The sequence below is a fragment of the Devosia honganensis genome, from assembly GCF_042648785.1.
GTDB lineage: Bacteria > Pseudomonadota > Alphaproteobacteria > Rhizobiales > Devosiaceae > Devosia > Devosia honganensis.
The window spans coordinates 139,638-159,876 of record NZ_JBHRYD010000007.1; the positions used below are offsets into that span (position 1 = coordinate 139,638).

Sequence of the window (20,239 nt, forward strand, 5' to 3'; positions counted from 1 at the left end):
GCCTCACGCCTCGGTGAAGATTTTCCAGCGCTTGGGGCGGAAGGCGATGCGGGAGCGTTCCGTGGCGGGGTGGTCGAAGGGCAGGTCGATCTCGACCCTGTGGGCGGCCTCCCCGATATCCAGCTCGACGCGCCGCGTGCCCCCGACCCGGCGGCTGCCGGCGACCACGCCGGCGAGCCCCGCCTCGTCCTCCACCAGCTCGATGTCGTGGGGGCGGAAGAACAGCCGCGCCGGCCCCTCGGCCTCCGGGCCGGAAATGCCGATGGGATGCTCGTCGAGCCGGATGCCGCCCTTCTCCACCCTGACCGGCAGCACGCTCGATTCCCCGATGAAGCCGAAGACGAATGGCGAGGAGGGCGTGTCATAGACGCTGTCGGGCGTGCCCACCTGCTCGATCCGCCCCTGGCTCATGACGCAGAGCCGGTCGGCCAGTTCCAGCGCCTCTTCCTGGTCATGGGTGACGAAAACCGTCGTATGCCCGGTGCGCTCGTGGATTTCGCGCAGCCATTTGCGCAGTTCACGCCGCACCTGCGCATCGAGCGCCCCGAAGGGCTCGTCCAGCAGCAGCACCCTGGGCTCGATGGCCAGCGCCCGGGCGAGCGCCACGCGCTGCCGCTGGCCGCCCGAAAGCTGGTTGGGATAGCGTTTCTCGAGGCCCGCAAGCTGCACCAGATCCAGCAGTTCCAGCGCGCGGCGGCGGATTTCGCCGGCCGGCGGCCGGGTCGAGCGCGGACGCACCTTGAGCCCGAAGGCGACGTTTTCCAGGACGCTCATATGGCGGAACAGCGCATAATGCTGGAAGACGAAGCCGATATTGCGCTCCTGCACGCTCTTTTCCGAGGCATCCTCGTCGCCGAAGAAAATGCGCCCGGACGTGGGCCGCTCGAGCCCGGCGATCAGCCGCAGCAGCGTGGTCTTGCCCGAGCCGGAGGGACCCAGCAGCGCCAGCAGCTCTCCCGAGCCGATCTCCAGCGAGACGGCGTGCAGCGCCGCGAACCGGTCGAACTCCTTGCGAACCTCTTCGACGCGTACGTCCATGAACTTTCCCCATCACCGACACGGGCAGATTATCCGTGCCTGTACTCGGAACAAAATCCCTCCCGCCGCAAGGGACTTCGTGCCGCCGGCCACGAATTTTTCCCCGGCTGGCGCCCGCGCGCCAAATTCTGCCCTTCCGGGCGCTTTCCGGAGGATGTGGCCACGGCGCCCAGGCAAGACAATCTCAACCTCTCCCCCCTACCTATGGGAACCTTCGGGGGGAGGCGGCGGCTATGGGCCTGGACAATACGACGTTATTCGTCGCCAATATCGTCATTCTCATCGTTGCCGCCGCCGCCTATGCGTGGATCTGGCTGCGCGTACAGGGCGAGCGTCACTGGCTCTGCTGGATCGTCTCGAACCTGATGTTCGCCGGCGCCCTGACCATCTATGCGGCACGGCCCGAACTGCCGGTCGAGCTGGCGATATGGCCCGACGCGCTCCTGCTGCTGGGCTTCGGCCTGCGATTGCTGGCGGCAAGGACCTTCAATGGCAGGGCGACCGCCCTGTGGGCCGTCTGCGCTCCGGCCGCCTGCTATGTGCTCATGGGCATGACGACGAATTCGTTGAGCCTGAATTTTGCGACGGTCAACACCATGCTGGCGCTGCTGGGGGCGGCGGTGGGCGTCGAATTCTGGCGCGACCGGGCGGATGGGCTGCCCTCCAGATATGCCCTGGCCGCCATCTATGGGCTGATGGCGCTGTCCTTCGCCCTCCGCTCGCTCCAGGGCCTCTTCATCGAGGACCAGATCGTCACCTACATCCCCTACGACATCCTGCTCGAAATCCATCTGCTGGTCGCGCTGATCTATGTGGCGGGCGGCTCGGTATTCGTGCTTTCGATCGCCTATGAACGCCGGGCGGTGGCGCTGCGGCAGGCGGCGCTGCTCGATCCGCTGACCGGCCTGCCGAACCGGCGGGCCTTCGAGATGGCGCTGCGGGCGCTGAAGCGGGAAGCCGACGGCAAGGGGTTCGCGCTGGCCCTGTTCGACATCGACCATTTCAAGCGCATAAACGATCGGCACGGCCATACCGCCGGCGACGAGGCGCTGCGCCATTTCGCCCGGGCCTGCACCGCGGTATTGCGCGAGACCGACCGGTTCTTCCGCATCGGCGGCGAGGAATTCGCCCTCATCGTTGCCGAGGTCACCCCCGAGGAGGCCGGCACCGTCGTCGAACGGGTGCGGGCGGCGGCGAATGGCTGCGTGGTGGAGGTGCATGGCCATGCCCTGGCGCTGACCGCCAGCGCCGGCGTCTGCCATTCCGCCCTGGTCGGCCTGGATTTCGACAGCCTGATCGAAGCGGCCGATGCCCAGCTCTACGCAGCCAAGAACGCCGGCCGCGACCGGACGGCGTCCGCGCCGCTCCCGGCCGGAGCGGGGCGTCGGGACAAGCCGCCATCCCGGACCGGTCCGCCCTGGCCGGACCCGGTCCCCGTCACGCGGACGGCGTAGCGCGCCGCCCTCAGGCGAGCCGGTTGGTGGCGATGAAGGCGTCGAGCCTTTCCTGCTGCTCCCCGGTCAATGGCCAGGCCGAAGGCGGCCGCGTCGGTCCGCAATCCCGGCCCAGCGCCAGGAGCGCCGCCTTGACCCCGGTGACATTGGTGCCGTTCATTTCCTCGGCGCGGATATCCTCGAAGACCTTCATGCCGGCGATGAGGGCGTTGGCGCCGGAAAAATCGCCGGCCTCGAGCGCGGCGTGGATGGCCAGCGACCGCTCCGGCCAGACATTGATGAGGCCGGAGGTGAAGCCGCGCGCGCCCACCGCGTAAAAGGCCGGCGCCCAGGTTTCGGCGAGCCCGCCGACCCAGACGATGGCAGGATCGCACGCGGCCTTGGCCTCGGCGAGCCGGAGGGGATTGGGCGTCGCCCATTTGACTCCCTTGACGCCGGGCAGGGCGCATAATTCGGCGATGGCCCGGGTGCCGATGGCGTCATTGCGCAGATAGAGCATCATCGGCAGGCCGCCCGAGGCGTCGGCGACGGCCTTGAGATAATCGAGGATGCCGCGCGGCGCGACGAACGGATCGGGCGGCTGGTGCACCATCAGCGCCGTCGCGCCCGCATCCGCCGAGGCCCGGGCCAGCACCGCCGCGTCGCGTATGCCCCGGCCGATGCCCGCCAGCACCGGCGCGCGGCCATCGACCAGGCCGACCACTTCGCGCACCATGGTGGCGGCTTCCTCGGTGGTGAGGGCATAAAATTCCCCGGTATTGCCGTTGACCACCGGCATGTGCAGCCCCGCGCCCAGGGCGCGGTCGATGATCGGGGAAAGCCGCGCCGGGGCGATATCGCCCTTGTTGTCATAGGGGGTGACGAGAATGCCCGAAATGCCGGTCAGCGCCTGGTCGAGGGAAAGGGTCATATGAGCTCCGCCTGGAAGATGCGTCAGAAAATATCCGGTTCGCCGGCCACAGCGCCGAAATCGCGTTCGAGGAAATCGAAGTCGCAGCCCTTGTCGGCCTGGGTCACGTGCTTCGAATAGATCCAGCCCCAGCCGCGCTCGAAGCGCGGCGCCGGCGGCACCCAGGCGGCACGGCGGCGCGCCAGCTCGTCCTCGGCCACCAGCATGTCGAGCCGCCGGGCGGGCAGGTCGAGCCGCACCATATCGCCCGTCCGGAGCAGGGCCAGTGGCCCCCCGACATAGGCTTCGGGCGCCGCATGCAGGATGCAGGCGCCATAGGAGGTGCCCGACATGCGCGCATCGGACAGGCGCAGCATGTCGCGATAACCCTGTTTGATCAGCGCCTTGGGAATGGGCAGCATGCCCCATTCGGGCATGCCGGGACCGCCCAGCGGCCCGGCATTGCGCAGCACCAGCACATGGTCGGGGGTGACGTCGAGATTTTCGTCGTCCACCGCCTTTTTCATCTCCGCATAGCTGTCGAAGACCAGCGCCGGCCCCTCATGCAGATAGAAGCGCGGATCGCAGGCGGCCGGCTTGATGACGGCGCCGTCCGGACACAGATTGCCACGCAGCACGGCGAGCGAGCCCTCGTGATAGACCGGGTTGGACAGCGGCCGGATGACGTCGTCATTATGGACCACCGCCCCCTCCAGCGCCTCGCCCAGCGTCCGCCCGGTCACGGTGATGCAGGAGGTGTCGAGCCGCGCGGCGAGCTGCTTCATCAGCGCCCGCAGCCCCCCGGCATAATGGAAATCCTCCATCAGATAGTCTTTTCCCGAGGGACGGACATTGGCGATGAGCGGGGTCACCCGGCCCAGCGCGTCCAGGTCGTCCAGCGACAGCGCGACGCCGGCGCGGCGGGCCATGGCGATCAGATGCACCACCGCATTGGTCGAGCAACCCGTGGCCATGGCGACGATGGCGGCATTGCGCACCGCCGCCGCGGTGACGATGCGGCCGGGCGTCAGGTCCTCCCAGACCATGTCGACGATCCGCCGCCCGCATTCCGCCGCCATGCGCTGATGGCCCGAATCCACTGCCGGAATGGAGGAAGCTCCGGGCAGGGTGAGGCCCAGCGCCTCGGCGATCGCCGTCATGGTCGCAGCCGTGCCCATGGTCATGCAGATGCCGTGGGAGCGGGCGATGCCGCTTTGCAGGCCCCGCCAATAGGCCTCGGTGACATTGCCGGCGCGGCGCTCGTCCCAATATTTCCAGGCGTCCGAGCCCGACCCCAGCGTGTGCCCGGCATGGTTGCCGCGCAGCATGGGCCCGGCCGGCAGGAAGATCATCGGCACGCCGGCGGTGAAGGCCCCCATGAGCAGGCCCGGCGTGGTCTTGTCGCAGCCGCCCATCAGCACCACCCCGTCCAGCGGATGGCTGCGGATCGTTTCTTCCGTCTCCATGGCCAGCAGGTTGCGATAGAGCATGGAGGTGGGCTTGGTGAAGCTCTCGTCCACCGACAGCGTGGGCAATTCGACCGCAAAGCCGCCCGCCTGCGCCACGCCGCGCTTCACCGCCTCCACCCTTTCGGGAAAGTGGCCGTGGCAGGCATTGAGCTCGGACCAGGTGTTGAGGATGCCGATCACCGGCCGGCCCATGAAGTCTTCCTCGCCATAGCCCAGTTGCAGCAGCCGCGAGCGATGCCCGAAGCTGCGCAGATCGTCCGGCGCGAACCAGCGCGCGGACCGCAGATCGGCTTTCGTCTTGCGCTGCGTCATGACAATGTCCTCCCGCCGATGATGTATGCGCATACATAGCCCCCGAGTCAATCGCCGTCCAGCCATGCGGGGAGGGGATTGGACGCGGGGACGCTTCCGGTGTATGCGCTTGCAAAGCCCGGATGAAAGGTGTTGCCATGGCCCGACCTCCCGCCGGATCCAGGCCGCCGCGAAACGGCGGCGTCACCATGGCCGATATCGGCCGGCTGGCGGGCGTCACGCAGGTGACGGTGTCGCGGGCGCTGTCGACGCCCTCCAAGGTCTCGCCCCAGACCCTCGAGCGCATCCGCGACGCCATCCGCCGCACCGGCTATGTGCCCAATGCCCTCGCCGGGGCCCTGGCGTCCAGCCGGTCGCGGCTGATCGCGGCGCTGGTGCCTTCCGTCACCAATATCGTCTATTCCAGCCTGCTGCATGCCTTCTCCGACATCATGTGGAGCCATGGCTACCAGATCATGCTCTCGGAAGTGGGCGCCGATCCGGAGCGTGAGGAACAGGCCATCGCCGCGCATCTGTCGCGGCGCCCCGATGCGGTGCTACTCACCGGCGTCCACCACAGCCCGGGCGCGCGGCTCATGCTGGTCAATGCCGGCATCCCGGTGGTGGAGGTCTGGGACCTCACCGAAACGCCCATCGATTGCTGCGTGGGCTTCTCCCACGAAAATGCCGGGCGGGCCGCCGCCGATTTCGCCTGGCAGGCCGGCTATCGCTCCGCCGCCACCGTCACTGCCGCGGAGGAGCGGGCCCGCCGGCGCCGCGATGCCTTTGCCGACCGTTTCGGCAGCCTCTCGGGCAGCCGGCCCGCCGGCCTCGATTTCGGGCGCGCCGCCACGCTGGGATCGGGGCGCGCGGCGCTGGCGCGGCTGCTGGAGCAGGGCATGGCGCCGGGGACGGTGGTTTTTTGCAGCTCCGACCAGTTCGCCCAGGGCATTCTGGTCGAGGCGGCGGCGCGCGGGCTGGCGGTGCCGCGAGACGTCGCCGTCATCGGCTTCGGCGACCAGGATTTCGCCGCCAGCACCGAGCCGTCCCTCACCACCATCCGTATCGACCGCCAGCATCTGGGCCGGGTCGCCGCCGAGGCCCTGCTCGACCGTTTCGCCGCCGAGGCGCCGGGCCCGGGCGTCCACGATGTCGGCTTTACCCTGACGCGCCGCAATTCGGCCTGAACGCGCAATTCAATGCAATATTGTGCATGTAATAGCGAATTAAATTCGTTTGTATCGTCTTATTCACAGTCCTAGGCTCCACACCAGTTGGTCACCATGACTGGAGAGCGACCATGGACATGCCGGCACCCACCGCCCCCGCTTCCCCGCCAATGTGGCGGCGCTGGCTGTTTTCCACCAATCACAAGGATATCGGCACGCTCTATCTGGTGTTCTCGGTGTGCGCGGGCCTCCTGGGCACCGGCCTGTCGCTGGCCATGCGCATCGAACTGCAGCAGCCGGGCCTGCAAATCTTCCACAATACCGATCTCTACAACGCCATCGTCTCCGCCCATGGGCTGGTGATGATCTTCTACGTGCTGATGCCGGCGCTGATCGGCGGCTTCGGCAACTGGTTCGTGCCGATCCTGATCGGCGCGCCGGACATGGCCTTTCCGCGCCTCAACAATGTGTCGTTCTGGCTGCTGGTGGCCTCGTTCGGCCTGTTCGCCGTCTCGCTCTTCGTCGAAGGCCCGCCGGGGTCCGCCGGCCATAGCGGCGGCTGGACGCTCTATCCGCCCTATTCGACCACCGGCCAGCCCGGCCCGGCGGTCGATTTCGTCATTTTCGCGGTCCACCTGTCCGGCGCCTCCTCGATCCTGGGCGCCATCAACCTCATCACCACCATCTTCAACATGCGCGCCCCGGGCATGAAACTGTTCCGCATGCCGCTTTTCGCCTGGGCGATGCTGGTGACGGCGTTCATGCTGCTGCTGTCGCTGCCGGTGCTGGCCGGCGCCATCACCATGCTGCTGACCGACCGCAATTTCGGCACCACCTTCTTCGCGCCCGAGGGCGGGGGCGACCCGATCCTCTACCAGCATCTGTTCTGGTTTTTCGGCCACCCCGAGGTCTACATCATGATCCTGCCCGCCTTCGGCATCGTCAGCCATGTGGTCTCGACCTTCTCGAGAAAGCCGGTCTTCGGCTATATGGGCATGGTCGCCGCCATGCTGGCCATCGGCTTCATCGGCTTCATCGTCTGGGCCCACCACATGTTCACCTCCGGCATCGGGCTCAACGTGCAGAGCTTCTTCATGGCCGCCTCCATGGTGATCGCCGTGCCCACCGGCGTGAAGGTGTTCTCCTGGATCGCCACCATGTGGGGCGGCTCCATCAGCTTCCGCACGCCCATGCTCTATGCCATGGGCTTCATCCTGCTGTTCACCATCGGCGGGGTGACGGGCGTGGTGGTGGCGGGGGCGGGGCTCGACCATTCCCTGCACGACACCTATTACGTCATCGCCCATTTCCACTACGTGCTGTCGCTGGGCTCGGCCTTCGCCATCTTTGCCGGCTTCTATTACTGGTTCCCCAAGATGAGCGGCTATCTCTATAGCGAGACGCTGGCCAAGGCGCAGTTCTGGGTCACCTTCGTGGGCGTCAACATCGTCTTCTTCCCCCAGCATTTCCTCGGCCTGGGCGGCATGCCGCGCCGCTATGTCGATTATCCCGACGCCTTCGCCTTCTGGAACCTGGTCTCCTCGCTCGGGGCCTATGTCTCGACCACCGGCGTGCTGCTGTTTCTGGTCACGATCGCCGAGGCCTATGCGCGCAAGCGCCCGGCGCCCGCCAATCCCTGGGGCGAAGGGGCGACCACCCTCGAATGGACCCTGACCTCGCCCCCGCCCACCCACCAGTTCGCCACGCTGCCGCGCATTCTCGAGCGGCAGTGAGAGGATCGGGCAGCCGGCGGGGACAGGCGGCTCAATAGCTGGCGAGCGCCAGATCGTGCCGCGTCAGCTCCTCGAATCCCCCCTCGGTCATCACAATCATGTTGCCCAGGGCGCAGCCACCGTCGCTGGCATGGAAAATATTGGGGTGGATTTCGAGCAGCATGCCCGGTTCGGCAATGCAGGACTGGGCGCGCTGGCCGGCGAAATAGGGTTGGGGGAAGCTGTCGGTCACGATAGGGTCCTCATAGGAGAGGCCCAGCCCATGCGCATAGCGGAAGCGGCTGAACTGCTGCGCATCGGCATGCTGCGGAATGCGTTTGGCCAGAATCCGGTCCATTGCCTCGCCCACGGCGGCCAGGTCCACCCCGGGCCGCAATTGGCTCAGCGCCGTGTCGTATATTTCGCGCACGACGTCATAATAGAAGCGGTGCCGTGCTTCCGGTCTTCCCATATGACCGGCGCGAACCCCATGCCCCCAATGTCCGTCAATGGTCAGGGAAACGCCACATAGAATCTGGTCGCCCCGCTGCGGAATGCGCTGCATGTCGACCTTGAACATGTATTCCCGCTGCGCATCGGGCGCGGCCGTCAGCCACAGGTCGCAATACTCCGCCCCGTGATCGGCGGCGACGGCCTGAAGCCGGGCCCGGATGCTGAAGAGGTTCCGGCCCGAATGCAGTTGTTCCGGCAGATGCGCGAATACGGCGTCGCAGGCCGCTGCCGCCCGGCGGTGGCGGGCGATTGCAGCGTCATCCTTCACCGCCCGGCGGGTGTTGATGAGCCCGGCGAAATCGGTGACCTGTGCCGCGTTGCGCCCCAATTGCTCCCAGACCGGCACCGGCATTTCGTCGCGGCCCAGCATGGCAAGCCCGGCTTCGGCGTCTATGCCGTGTTCGGCGAGGCAGGCGGCCGCCGCCATCCCAAGCGAATTGGAGGCGCAAAAGCGAACCTCGCAAAAATCCAGTTGCTCGCGTGCCGTGACGAATGCTCCAATATTTGGAACCAGCATTATGGGCCGTCGGCCCGGCACCAGCACCAGGAGCGAACAGAAGCGCTGGCTGTCCCAGCCGGTGAGGTAGCGCATATGGCCGTGCGACAGCGTGGTCTGGCCGTGGGCGGCACCCCAGGCAAAGACGATCAGCGCCGCCAGCCCGGCCTTGTCCACTTCACCCGCCACGAAATGCAGGCGCTCAGCATAGTCCATCATGGAGCGATCACAATCCCTATCGTCAACACATTATACAAATTTGTCCTACAATTCTAGCGAGTGTAATCGAAGAGGGCAACACGAAGGGTTCGCCTCGCTGCGCTCGCCTGCGGCGGCCCTCGCTGTCGATGATGGCTGCCAAAGGCATGGTGCGGCGCTCGAAAGTTCCCGGCGCGAGGCGTTTCCCGCCGAATCTGGCTGCGGCGGCCGGTATATCTCAACCTTCTGTCAATTGACGGCTCTTTGCGGCCTCTCAATATGACGTGGTCGATCACCGGGATTGGGGTGGCCCGGCCCCGTCGAGCAAATTCCTTCCATACAAACGGACAATTTTGTCCGACAAAGATGTTTGTATCATTCTTTTATTTGGTGTAGATTATTGACGTTAAGCGGAGTGTGCCTTTAGGGTTCGCCTGCTTTCGCACTCATGGAATGGGAGGATTTTATGACGCATACAAAATCAAACGGCGCGACTCGCCTGGCCCGGCTGTCGCTGGCGGCGCTTCTCGCCACCGGCGCCCTGGCGGCATTGTCCGTCGCGGCGCATGCCGACAAGCTCGATGAAATCAAGGAGCGCGGCGTCCTCATCTGTGGCGTGATGAGCACCAATCCGCCGCAGGGCATGCTGGAGACCGGCACCCGCGAAGTGGTCGGCTACGATGTCGATGTGTGCCGCGGCATTGCCGAGCAGCTCGGCGTATCCGCCGACCTCAAGGTGATGTCGACCGCTGCCCGCATTCCCGAGCTCACCCAGGGCCGGGTCGATATTCTCACTGCCGGCTTCATCTACACCGCCGAACGCGCCGCCCAGGTCGACTACAGCTATTCCTATCTCGACGCGGTGGAAAAGATCGTCGTGGCCGAGGATTCCGAATTCCAGTCGATCGCCGACCTGTCCGGGCACAAGGTCGCCGCCGCCGATGGCACCACCTCGGCCAATGCCGCCCGCGCCTCCATCGAGGGCGTGGAGGTCATCACCCTGCAGGACAACCCCACGGCCTTCCTCGCCTTCATGCAGAACCGCGCCGATGCCTTCGCGGCCAGCCAGTTCATCCTTGCCGACTATGTCCGCACCAGCCAGGACACCCGCCCGCTGCGCATCCTGCCCGAAGCCACCATGTCGTCGCCCTTTGGCGCCGCCGTGCGCAAGGGCGAGCCCCGGCTGCTCGAGGCGGTGAATGCGGCCCTGGTCGAGATGGACCAGTCCGGCCAGTTCGACGAGATTTTCGCCAAGTGGCTCGGGCCTGACACCAATTACAATCTCGAACGCACTTTCGTCGTTCAGGAAATCAAGTAAACAGGCGAGGCGGCGGGAACGGCAGCATGGACATCATTCTATCCGGCGACAATATCGCCAAATTCCTTCTTGGCCTGCTGACCACGCTTGAGCTTACCGCCGCCTTCATCGTCTTCGGGGGGCTGATCGGCATCATATTGGCGGCGCTGCGGTCGCTGCCGATAAAGCCCCTGCAATGGCTGGTGGCGCTGTTCGTGCTCTATCACCGCAACGTGCCGCTGCTGGTGCAGATCCTGTTCTGGTATTTCGCGATTCCGCAGATCTTCCCGCCGCCGCTGCAAAAGCTCGTCAACGGCACCTATCCCGAATTCATCCTCGGCGCCGCCGCGCTCAGCCTGGCCTTCGGCGCCTATGTGTCGGAGGATCTGCGCAGCGGCTTCCGCTCACTGCCCAAGGTTCAGTTCGAGGCCAGCCGCGCCATTGGCATGAGCTTCCTGCAGAGCTTCGTCTTCATCATCCTGCCCCAGGCCGTGCGCGTCGCCACCCCCGCCCTCACCAATCAGCTCCTGCTGTTCTTCAAGGGAACCAGCCTGGCCTCGGTGATCGGCGTGGCCGAGATCACCCATGTGGCCTCCGACCTCAACACCAGCACGCTGCTCACCTTCGAAGCCTTTTTCATCGCCACCATGCTCTATCTGACGATTTCCCTGATCATCATGACGGTGGGCCGTCAGCTTACGGCGCGCGCCGCCGCGGGGGCCCGCTCATGATCGAGATCATCCAGACCTATTGGCTCGATCTGCTGATCGGCAGCTATCCCAACGGGCCGCTGGGCGGCCTGGCCATGACCATGATCATCGCCGTGGTCAGCATTGCCCTGGCGGTGCCCCTGGGGGTGCTGCTGGCTTTGGCCGAGCTCAGCTCGCGCCGCTGGCTGAGTCTCGCCACCGGGGCGCTCATCACCTTCGTGCGCGGCGTGCCGCTGCTGATGTTCATCTTCTGGATCTATTTCGTGGTGCCGGTCATCACCGGCATCTCGATCCAGGGTACCACCACGCTGATCATCGCCCTGGTGATTTTCGAAAGCGCCTATATCTCGCAGATCGTCAAGGCCGGCATTCTCGCATTGCCCAAGGGGCAGAGCGAGGCGGCCGAGTCGCTGGGCATGGCGCCCTGGCAGATCAATGTGAAGATCATCCTGCCCCAGGCCATCTTCAACATGACGCCCAGCCTGATCTCCCAGCTCAGCTCGGCGGTGAAGGACACCTCGCTCGGCTATATCATCAACGCCACCGAGGTCACCTTCGCCACGGCCCAGATCAACAGTATCCTGCTGACCAAGCCGATGGAGGTGTTCGGCATCCTGGCCATCATCTTCTTCGTGGTCTGCACCTCGCTCACCGGTCTGGCCAGCCTGCTGGAAAAGCGCCTCGGCCACGCCCAGAACGCCCCCGGCGTGCGCGCCAGTTAGGAGCCGGAGATGATCGAGTTCGAAGCCGTCGAGAAATATTTCGGCGACCGCCATATTCTCAAATCCATAACCGGAAGCGTCTCCAAAGGGCAGGTCGTGGTGGTGTGCGGCCCGTCGGGCTCGGGCAAGTCGACGCTGATCCGCACCGTCAACCGGCTCGAATCCATCGATGGCGGCCATATCCGCGTCGACGGGCGCGACATCCACACGGTCCGCAACATCAACGAGCTGCGCAGCGGCATCGGCTTCGTCTTCCAGTCCTTCGGCCTGTTTCCGCATATGAGCGCGCTGGACAATGTGATGATCGGGCTGCGCCGGGTGCGCAAGCTCGGCCTCGACGAGGCCCGGCAGATTGCCATGGAGCGGCTGGCGGGGCTCGGCCTCGCCGACAAGGCCGATTCCATGCCGGCGCAATTGTCGGGCGGGCAGCAGCAGCGCGTGGCCATCGCCCGCGCCGTCAGCATGCGCCCGGCGGTGATGCTGTTCGACGAGCCGACCTCGGCGCTCGATCCCGAACTGGTCTCCGAAGTGCTGGCGGCCATAGAGCAACTGGCCGACGAGGGCATGACCATCATCTGCGTCACCCATGAAATGGGTTTCGCCCGCCGCGTCGCCGACCGCATCTGGTATCTGGAGGCGGGGCGCCTGCTGCATAATCTCGACACCGAGGATTTCTTCAAGCTGCGCCAGGCCATGCGTCTGGAGGCGGCGTCATCGTGACAGGATCAGGAGTTAGCCATGCATATCACACGCTCGCAGGATGTCGCCGCGATCGAAACCGGCGGCCGCGAAATTGGCGGCGTGCAGACCCAGGGCGAAGTCGATTTCAAGCTGCTGCGCTCAGGCGAGAAGGTGCAACTGGTCGAAACCAAGATGAAGGCCGGCTTCTTCCACCCCAACCATCTGCATCCGGAAAACGAAAGCATCGGCTATCTGGTCAGCGGCCGGCTGGAAATGGTCATTGGCGGGCAAACCTATATCGTCGAGCCCGGCACCTGCTGGCATCACCCCACCGGCGTGGTGCATTCCACCCGCGCCCTGGTCGACAGCCACGCCATCGAGGTCCATAGCCCCCTGCGCGCCGACCTCGCCCGCTGACGCCGTCTTTTATCACATCTGCCTCGGGTGAGGGGGTTTTTCCCGACGCCATGCCAGCTTATGGCAATGGCACCCTCACCCGATCTATCTCCCAAGCAGGGCATCCCTTCCCTTTACAGCCCTGCGGTCGGTCGACGCGCGCGCCAGGGCGTGGCGCCTTCATAGCGATGCCCCACGCGCAATATGGTCGCCTCGTCGAACAGCCTTCCCACCAATTGCAGCGAGAAGGGCAGGCCATTGGCCGCGAAGCCGTTGCACAGCGCCAGCGCCGGATTGCCCGATACGCTGAAGGCGGCGTTGAAGGCCAGCTTGGTGAACAGCGAACTGGCCGGCACCGGCGTCAGCTTGCCCGCCGGCTCGGCCGTGGGCAGCGCCAGCAGGTCCACCTCGGTCAGCACCGTCTGCACCGCCGCCGCCAGCGTGGTGCGGACCCGTTGCGCGCGCAGATAGTCCTCCGCCGGCACCAGGCCGCCGGCCAGCACCCGGCCGCGGAAATTGGCGCCATAGAGCTCGGGACGCTCCCGCAGCCCGCTGCCATGCAGCGAGAACAATTCGCATAGCGCCAGGATTTTCTTGGTGTCCTCGAAATCGACCAGCGGCGGCAGGCGCACCGTCACGACGCTGGCGCCCAGCGCCCGCAGCACCTTCAGCGCGGCCTCGAAGGCGGCCAGGGTCTCGTCATTGACCGGGCTTTCCTCGGTGAACCAGGCATAGGGCACGCCGATGCGCAGACCCTTGATGGACCCGTCCAGACCGGCCCGGTAATCGGGAACCGGCAGGCGCGACGACGCCGGATCGAGCGGATCGTGGCCGGCCAGGGCGTTGAGGGCGATGGCCAGATCCTCCACGCACCAGGCCAGCGGCCCCACATGGTCCTGGCTGGGCGAATTGGGCATGGCCCCGCGCCGGCTGACCCGGCCGAAGCTGGGCTTGATGCCGGCAATGCCGCAGGCGGCCGCCGGTCCTCGGATGGAGCCGCCGGTATCGGTGCCGATGGCCAGCATGCACAACCCCGCCGCCACCGCCGCCGCCGAGCCGGAGGAAGAGCCGGCCGGGCTGTGCTCGGGATTCCAGGGATTGCGCGCCGGCGGGAACAATACGTCCCAGGAGGGGCCGCCATGGGCGTGCTCCCAGGTGGCGTGCTTGCCCATCAGCACCGCACCCGCCGCCTGCAGCCGCTCCTGGGCGTGGCTGTCGGTGGCGGGCACATTGTCGCCCAGCATGCGCGATTGCGCCGCCGTCAGCAGGCCGGCGGTGTCGAACACGTCCTTGAGCCCATAGGGGATGCCATGCAGCGGTCCGCGATAATGCCCCGCCGCGATTTCGGCGGTGGCCGTCGCCGCCTCGCGCCGCGCCCGCTCCAGCGTCGGCGTGACGAAGCTGTGCAGCACCCCGTCATATTGCTCGATGCGGGCGATGGCGGCCTCGGTCAGCTCGACCGGCGACACTGCCCGTTTTTCGATCAGTGCGGCCGCCTGGGCGATGGTGAGGATCGCGGTCATGGATTTTCCTCCTTCGCGGCCGGCATGGGCACGAAAACCTGCTCCATCTCTCCGGGCGCGGTCTGGCAGCGGCGGAACCGCGTCAGCATGGCGTTCACATGCCCATAGGCTTCCACCAGCTCGCCGAAATAAGGCTCGGGCAGCAGCATATCGTTGGCTGCGGCCAGCGCCGCCACCGTCTCGCGTGAAGGCAAATCTCCCGGCATGGCTAGACCACCGCTTCCAGGGTGATCTCGCTCGGCCGCATGACCCGGCCGGCCTGCACCACCCGGTCCACCCGCTCCAGATTATAGGGGTCTTCCAGGGGGTCGGCGGCGAGGATCACGATATCGGCGATCTTGCCGGCTTCGAGCGTGCCGATATCGCGGGCCAGGCCCAGCGCTTCGGCGGCGTTTCGGGTACAGGCCAGCAGGCTGTCCTTGGCGGAGAGGCCGAACAGCCGCATCATTTCCACGTCCTCGGCATAGCGTCCGGCCGAATCGGTGCCGGTGACGATCTTCACGCCCGCCTTCACCGCGGCACGGAAGCTGGCCTCCATCGGTGCCACCAAGGCCAGGTGCCGCCGCCCCCATGCCTCGCCGCGCTGCAGCTTGGGGTTGAAGGTCTGCCGGCCATAGGAGCTGAGCGTCGGGTCGAAATAGACATTCTGCTCCACCATGCGGGCGGCATGCTCGTCATTGAGATAGAAGCCGTGCGAAATGACGTCCACACCCGCATCGAGCACGCGGGTCACCGCGGTGGTGCCCATGACGTGACAGGCGGTGCGCTTGCCGTGGGCGCGGGCCTGGTCGAAGGCCGCCTGCATCTCGTCGAGCTCCATTTCCGGCCGGGTCTTTTCCTCGTGGTCGATGTCGATCGGGTCGTGGCTGGCGACGATCTTGATGAAGTCGGCGCCGGCGAGCAATTGCTGGCGCGTGGCGCGGCGCACGTCATAGGGCCCGTCCGCCTCGATATTGAGCACATAGCCGTGCCCGCCGGTGATGCTGACCGGCGAGCCGCAGGCCAGCACGCGGGGGCCCGGCAGATGCCCCTCATTGATCAGGTCGCGATAATGCAGGCCCACGCCGAAGGACGAGCCCATGTCGCGCACCGTGGTCCAGCCGCGCCGCAGGGCGACCAGGGCGTTGCGCACCGCGTTGAGCGACAGGCGCGTCACCGGCGCCTGCAAATTCTCGTAAGGGTGCCCGATCAGGTCACGAAAGGCGAGATGGTCGTGCATGTTGATCAGGCCCGGCATCACCCATTGTCCGGTCGCATCGACGATCTCGGCATCGCCATAGGCGGGGTCCCGGCGCTCCGTCTCGGTGTCCAGCACGCGCGCGATCCGGCCATCCTCGATCACCAGGCTCCTGCCGGGCTGGGGATCGGCGCCCGTTCCATCGAACAGCATTCCGCAACGTATGATGCGCATGATTTCGTCCCTTTCGATCCGTGACATATTCGCGGCCGCGCCCATATCGCGGCCCCGGCTGGCTCCTCTGGCCTGGTGGGCTCGAACCTAAATCAAAAACATCCTAACACAAGCTCCATTTTGTAGGACGATTCGATTGCGTTTTGTGGATGTATATGACCATGAAGGGCTCGAAGGCGCAAAAAAACCCGTCAAATCCCGCCCTAGTTAGACATTTTCAAACATTTTGTTTATCAATCCTGTTGTATATTAGGACAATATGGCTATATTGCCGCCACTAGCGAGCGGAAAGGGCTGCATGATGAGCGCGACGAGACTGAATGGTGTGATCAGGGCATTCGAAAACGGCCAGACGGCCTTCGGCACTTTCGTGGCGCCCGAAATCTCGGACACGCAGGCCGTCGCTGCCGCGCCCTATGACGGCATCATCTTCGAGATGGAGCACAATCCCTACGACATCACCAAGCTGCGCCACGCCCTGCAATATATGCTCGACCGGCGCGAGCTGACCGAGGCCGGCAGCCCGGCGCCGCGCGTCACTCCCATGGTCCGCGTGCCGGTCAATGGCGGCGAGATGAGCCAGTGGATCGCCAAGCAGGTTCTCGATCTGGGCGTCTATGGCATCATCTGGCCGCATGTCTGCACGGTCGAGCAGGCCAAGGCGGCCGTCGCCGCCTGCCGCTATGCCCGTCCCCGCGGCGCGCCCAATTACGAGCCGGCCGGCCAGCGCGGCGATGGCCCGCGCGTCGCCGCGCGCTACTGGGGCGTCAGCCAGGCCGAATATTACCGCAAGGCCGATGTCTGGCCCATCGATCCCGAGGGGGAAATCCTGGTCGGCATGATGTGCGAGAAGGTCGAGGCCATGGAAAATCTCGAGGACATCCTCTCGCAGGTGCCCGGCATCGGCCTGGTCATCATCGGCGAGGGCGATCTCTCGCAGAACATGGGCTATCCGCGTCAATACGACCATCCCGAGGTGGTCGCGGCCATGACCCGCATCCGCGAGACCTGCCACCGCCACAACGTCGCCTGCGGCCACCCCCATGTCGACACCAGGAATATCGAGGACGTGTTGGCCAAGGGCTATCGCTGGGTGCAGTCGGCGCCGGTCACCAGCTTTCCCGGCCTCACCCAGGGGCGTCAACTGGCCGGCCGCTGAGCGGCAGCGGATTTCCCTTCACTGATTTCCTAGAGGAGCTCGCCATGCGCAAGCCAGGTCGCCACTTCCTGCAGATTCCCGGGCCAACCAATGTTCCCGATCGCATTTTGCGCGCCATGGACATGCCGACGATGAACCACCGCAGCCCCGCCTTCGGCGAATTGGGCCTGCGCGTGCTCACCGGCATCCGCACCATCTTCAAGACCGAGCGCGCGGTCGCCATCTATCCCGCCTCGGGCACCGGCGCCTGGGAGGCGGCCCTGGTCAACACCTTGTCACCCGGCGACAAGGTGCTGATGTACGAGACCGGCCATTTCGCCTCGCTATGGCGCAGCATGGCGCTGCGGCTGGGCCTCGAGCCCGAATTCATCGCCGGCGACTGGCGCCGGGGCGTCGATGCGGCGCGGCTGGGCGAGCGCCTGGCCGCCGACAAGGACCATGCGATCAAGGCGGTCTGCGTGGTCCATAACGAAACCTCCACCGGCTGCACCTCGTCCATTCCTGCCGTCCGCGCCGCCATGGACGCCATCGGCCATCCGGCCCTGCTGCTGGTCGACACCATCTCCTCGCTGGGCTCGATCGACTATCGGCACGACGAATGGGGCGTGGACGTCACCGTGGGGGGTTCGCAAAAGGGGCTCATGCTGCCCCCCGGCCTCTCGTTCAACGCCATCAGCGCCAAGGCGCTGGACGCGGCCAAGACCGCCACGCTGCCCCGCGCCTTCTGGGACTGGACCGAGATCCTGGCCTCGGGCGAAACCGGCTATTTCCCCTATACACCGGCCATCAACCTGCTCTACGGCCTCGCCGAGGCCATCGACATGATGCATGAGGAAGGGCTCGAGCAGATCTTCCTGCGCCATGACCGCCACGCCGAGGCGACCCGCCGCGCGGTGCGGGGCTGGGGCCTGGAAATCCTCTGCCAGGAGCCGGAGCATTACTCCAGCGCGCTGACCGCGGTGCTGATGCCCGAGGGCCATAGCGCCGACGCTTTCCGCCGCGTGGTCGAGGAGCAATTCGACATGACCCTGGGCAATGGGCTGTCCAAGGTCGCCGATCGGGTCTTCCGCATCGGCCATCTGGGTGATTTCAACGATCTGATGCTGATGGGCACCTTGTCCGGCCTGGAAATGGGCCTGGAGCGCGCCGGCGTCCCCTATCGCAAGGGGGGCGTCCAGGCGGCGCTGGATTATCTCGCAGAACCGGTGAACTGAGCGTCCCGCCCGGCGCTCTCGGGTGGCGGCGGCTTGCGCAGGCCACCCGAGGCACGCTAGTCAAGCAGAGGTGCTTGGACAATACTGGGACTTTTATGACAAAAAATTCGGAACAATTGGACAAAGAAAGCCGGGGGAGCGGTACAAAGGCCATCGATGCCCGCCAGGTCATCGAGGAGGCCATCCTCAAGGGCGAGTTCGACGCCGGCGAAAAGCTGAACGAGGCGACGCTGGCGGCGTCCATCGGCGTCAGCCGCGGCACCATCCGCGAAGCCCTGCGCTCCCTGGCCAGCCTGGGGGTGATCGAGATCATTCCCAATCGCGGCGCTTTCGTGCGCAAGCTGCGGCTCAGCGACGTGCTGGAATCCTACGACATCCGGGCCGAACTCTTCGCCTATGCCGCCCGCACCGTCACCAATCGTCTCACCCCCCGCATGACCGAGGAGCTCAAGGCGGTCATGGCGGCGATGCAGGCAGCGAGCGACGCCGAGGACAGCCACGCCTATCACCGCGAGAATCTGCGTTTCCACGCCATGCTGTTCGAGATGAGCAACAACCGCAAGGCATCGGAGATCTATCATTCCCTGGTGCGCGAAATCTCCATTTACCGCGCCAACATGATCTACAACCGCGCGGTCACCCTCAATTCCCAGGAAGAACACCAGCGCCTGCTCGAAGCCATTTTCGCCGGCGACGAGGCGCGGGCCGGCAAGCTGGCCCGGGACCACATCATGGGCGGCAAGACCCGTTTCGTGAACTACTTCAAATATGTTGACTGACGGATCCGTCCGTTGGGGGAGAACGACATGACCAATGGACGGAATTCGGCTTCCGGCATCGCTGTGACGCTGGCCGGCGTCAACAAGTGGTACGGCGCTTTCCATGCGCTGAAAGACATCGATCTCGTCGTCCGGCGCGGGGAGAAAGTGGTGGTTTGCGGCCCCTCCGGTTCCGGCAAATCGACCATGATCCGCTGCATCAACCGGCTGGAGACCCATCAGCAGGGGCGCATCACCGTCACCGGCATGGAATTGACCGATGACCCGCAGCGCATGCGCCAGATCCGCCGCAAGGTGGGAATGGTCTTCCAGCAATTCAACCTGTTCCCGCACCTGTCCATTCTGGAAAACTGCACCGTCGCCCCGGTCTGGGTGCTCGGTCGCGCCCGGCGCGAATCCGAGGAGCGCGCCATGCATTTCCTCGATACCGTGCGCATCGCCGATCAGGCGCGGAAATATCCCGGCCAGCTCTCCGGGGGGCAGCAGCAGCGCGCCGCCATCGCCCGCGCCCTGTGCATGGATCCCGAAATCATGCTGTTCGACGAGCCCACCTCAGCCCTCGACCCGGAAATGATCAACGAGGTGCTGGCAACCATGGTCGAATTGGCCGAGGCCGGCATGACCATGGTGTGCGTGACCCATGAAATGAATTTCGCCCGCCAGGTGGCCGACCGAGTGATCTTCATGGATCATGGCGAAATCCGGGAAAGCGCCGAACCGGATGAATTCTTCGATGCCCCCCGCGATCCGCGCCTGCGTAAATTCCTCGACCAGATCATCCGCGCCGACTGAGGACGATCCTCACCCCTCTCGGTGGCGCAAGGATTGCGCCTGCCCAGCAGCGGCAAGGGCTTGCCTTGGGTCCCCTTGCCGTCATCGTTTCGCTTCCATGCCGTTTCGCGCACGTCGAGCGACGCGTGATTCGGCGAAATGCGGCGCCTTTCGCAGGCGACTATTAAAAATATAATGATTTCAATGAAATGGAGCGGGTGAAGGGAATCGAACCCTCGTCGTAAGCTTGGGAAGCTTCTGCTCTACCATTGAGCTACACCCGCCCGGGCCCCCTAGATGCGGGAATTCGGGCGGGCCGTCAAGGTGGTGGCGCACCGTCCGCAATT

19 protein-coding genes and 1 tRNA gene are annotated in these 20,239 nt (G+C 65.6%); 12 read left to right on the forward strand and 8 right to left on the reverse strand.

All coding sequences use genetic code 11. The annotated features are described in order from the left end of the window. Positions 1–3: 3 nt before the first annotated feature. Positions 4–1,038: a sulfate/molybdate ABC transporter ATP-binding protein gene (locus tag ACFOOL_RS09580; RefSeq protein ID WP_380096735.1), complete on the reverse strand. Its 1,035-nt coding sequence runs from the start codon at positions 1,036–1,038 to the stop codon at positions 4–6. A 233-nt stretch (positions 1,039–1,271) separates the two neighbouring features. On the opposite strand from ACFOOL_RS09580, the gene ACFOOL_RS09585 reads away from it, so the two are divergent. Beyond that, entirely contained in the window at positions 1,272–2,492 is a 1,221-nt protein-coding gene (locus ACFOOL_RS09585; protein WP_380096736.1) for a GGDEF domain-containing protein, read from the forward strand. Between the two features lie 10 nt (positions 2,493–2,502). On the opposite strand, the gene ACFOOL_RS09590 is transcribed toward ACFOOL_RS09585, so the two are convergent. Both ACFOOL_RS09590 and araD read right to left on the reverse strand, forming a co-directional pair. After that, positions 2,503–3,402, reverse strand: a complete 900-nt coding sequence (locus tag ACFOOL_RS09590; protein WP_380096737.1) for a dihydrodipicolinate synthase family protein — start codon at positions 3,400–3,402, stop codon at positions 2,503–2,505. A gap of 23 nt (positions 3,403–3,425) precedes the next feature. Next, entirely contained in the window at positions 3,426–5,162 is a 1,737-nt protein-coding gene (araD, locus tag ACFOOL_RS09595) for an L-arabinonate dehydratase (RefSeq protein ID WP_380096738.1), read from the reverse strand. A gap of 137 nt (positions 5,163–5,299) precedes the next feature. Here araD and ACFOOL_RS09600 point away from each other — a divergent pair, with 137 nt between their 5' ends. Then, a complete protein-coding gene (locus tag ACFOOL_RS09600) occupies positions 5,300–6,328 on the forward strand; it encodes a LacI family DNA-binding transcriptional regulator (protein ID WP_380096739.1) in 1,029 nt (342 codons plus the stop codon). Between the two features lie 113 nt (positions 6,329–6,441). After that, positions 6,442–8,043, forward strand: a complete 1,602-nt coding sequence (gene ctaD / locus ACFOOL_RS09605; RefSeq protein WP_380096740.1) for a cytochrome c oxidase subunit I — start codon at positions 6,442–6,444, stop codon at positions 8,041–8,043. A 31-nt stretch (positions 8,044–8,074) separates the two neighbouring features. Here ctaD and ACFOOL_RS09610 read toward each other — a convergent pair whose 3' ends face one another. Continuing rightward, positions 8,075–9,250, reverse strand: a complete 1,176-nt coding sequence (locus ACFOOL_RS09610; RefSeq protein WP_380096741.1) for a M24 family metallopeptidase — start codon at positions 9,248–9,250, stop codon at positions 8,075–8,077. A gap of 445 nt (positions 9,251–9,695) precedes the next feature. On the opposite strand from ACFOOL_RS09610, the gene ACFOOL_RS09615 reads away from it, so the two are divergent. The 5 genes from ACFOOL_RS09615 to ACFOOL_RS09635 are packed head-to-tail and all read left to right on the forward strand — an operon-like array spanning position 9,696 to position 13,056. Then, a complete protein-coding gene (locus tag ACFOOL_RS09615; protein ID WP_380096742.1) occupies positions 9,696–10,547 on the forward strand; it encodes a transporter substrate-binding domain-containing protein in 852 nt (283 codons plus the stop codon). Positions 10,548–10,573: 26 nt separating this feature from the next. Then, on the forward strand, positions 10,574–11,257 hold the full coding sequence (locus tag ACFOOL_RS09620) for an amino acid ABC transporter permease (protein WP_380096743.1): 684 nt from the start codon (positions 10,574–10,576) through the stop codon (positions 11,255–11,257). Next, the gene (locus ACFOOL_RS09625) at positions 11,254–11,958 is read left to right on the forward strand and encodes an amino acid ABC transporter permease (RefSeq protein ID WP_380096744.1); all 705 of its coding nucleotides are present in this window, start codon (positions 11,254–11,256) and stop codon (positions 11,956–11,958) included. The genes ACFOOL_RS09620 and ACFOOL_RS09625 overlap by 4 nt, the downstream gene beginning before the upstream one ends. Before the next feature lie 9 nt (positions 11,959–11,967). Continuing rightward, positions 11,968–12,678, forward strand: coding sequence for an amino acid ABC transporter ATP-binding protein (locus tag ACFOOL_RS09630; RefSeq protein WP_380096745.1), 711 nt, complete (start codon positions 11,968–11,970; stop codon positions 12,676–12,678). A gap of 18 nt (positions 12,679–12,696) precedes the next feature. Further along, a complete protein-coding gene (locus ACFOOL_RS09635) occupies positions 12,697–13,056 on the forward strand; it encodes a cupin domain-containing protein (RefSeq protein WP_380096746.1) in 360 nt (119 codons plus the stop codon). A gap of 113 nt (positions 13,057–13,169) precedes the next feature. On the opposite strand, the gene ACFOOL_RS09640 is transcribed toward ACFOOL_RS09635, so the two are convergent. From ACFOOL_RS09640 to ACFOOL_RS09650, 3 genes are read right to left on the reverse strand one after another with little or no spacing between them, the layout of a single operon-like run. Then, positions 13,170–14,558, reverse strand: coding sequence for an amidase (locus ACFOOL_RS09640; protein ID WP_380096747.1), 1,389 nt, complete (start codon positions 14,556–14,558; stop codon positions 13,170–13,172). After that, positions 14,555–14,764: a hypothetical protein gene (locus ACFOOL_RS09645; RefSeq protein ID WP_380096748.1), complete on the reverse strand. Its 210-nt coding sequence runs from the start codon at positions 14,762–14,764 to the stop codon at positions 14,555–14,557. The genes ACFOOL_RS09640 and ACFOOL_RS09645 overlap by 4 nt, the downstream gene beginning before the upstream one ends. Positions 14,765–14,766: 2 nt before the next feature. Beyond that, positions 14,767–15,969, reverse strand: coding sequence for an amidohydrolase family protein (locus ACFOOL_RS09650; RefSeq protein ID WP_380096749.1), 1,203 nt, complete (start codon positions 15,967–15,969; stop codon positions 14,767–14,769). Positions 15,970–16,294: 325 nt separating this feature from the next. Here ACFOOL_RS09650 and ACFOOL_RS09655 point away from each other — a divergent pair, with 325 nt between their 5' ends. The 4 genes from ACFOOL_RS09655 (at position 16,295) to ACFOOL_RS09670 (ending at position 19,913) form a co-directional block, all read left to right on the forward strand. After that, positions 16,295–17,128: an HpcH/HpaI aldolase family protein gene (locus ACFOOL_RS09655; protein ID WP_380096750.1), complete on the forward strand. Its 834-nt coding sequence runs from the start codon at positions 16,295–16,297 to the stop codon at positions 17,126–17,128. 44 nt (positions 17,129–17,172) lie between these two features. Then, entirely contained in the window at positions 17,173–18,342 is a 1,170-nt protein-coding gene (locus ACFOOL_RS09660; RefSeq protein ID WP_380096751.1) for a pyridoxal-phosphate-dependent aminotransferase family protein, read from the forward strand. Between the two features lie 116 nt (positions 18,343–18,458). Next, on the forward strand, positions 18,459–19,121 hold the full coding sequence (locus ACFOOL_RS09665) for a GntR family transcriptional regulator (RefSeq protein ID WP_380096752.1): 663 nt from the start codon (positions 18,459–18,461) through the stop codon (positions 19,119–19,121). Positions 19,122–19,148: 27 nt separating this feature from the next. Beyond that, positions 19,149–19,913, forward strand: coding sequence for an amino acid ABC transporter ATP-binding protein (locus ACFOOL_RS09670; protein ID WP_380096753.1), 765 nt, complete (start codon positions 19,149–19,151; stop codon positions 19,911–19,913). A gap of 189 nt (positions 19,914–20,102) precedes the next feature. Here ACFOOL_RS09670 and ACFOOL_RS09675 read toward each other — a convergent pair. After that, positions 20,103–20,176 (reverse strand) — tRNA-Gly (locus tag ACFOOL_RS09675). Between the last annotated feature and the right edge of the window lie 63 nt (positions 20,177–20,239).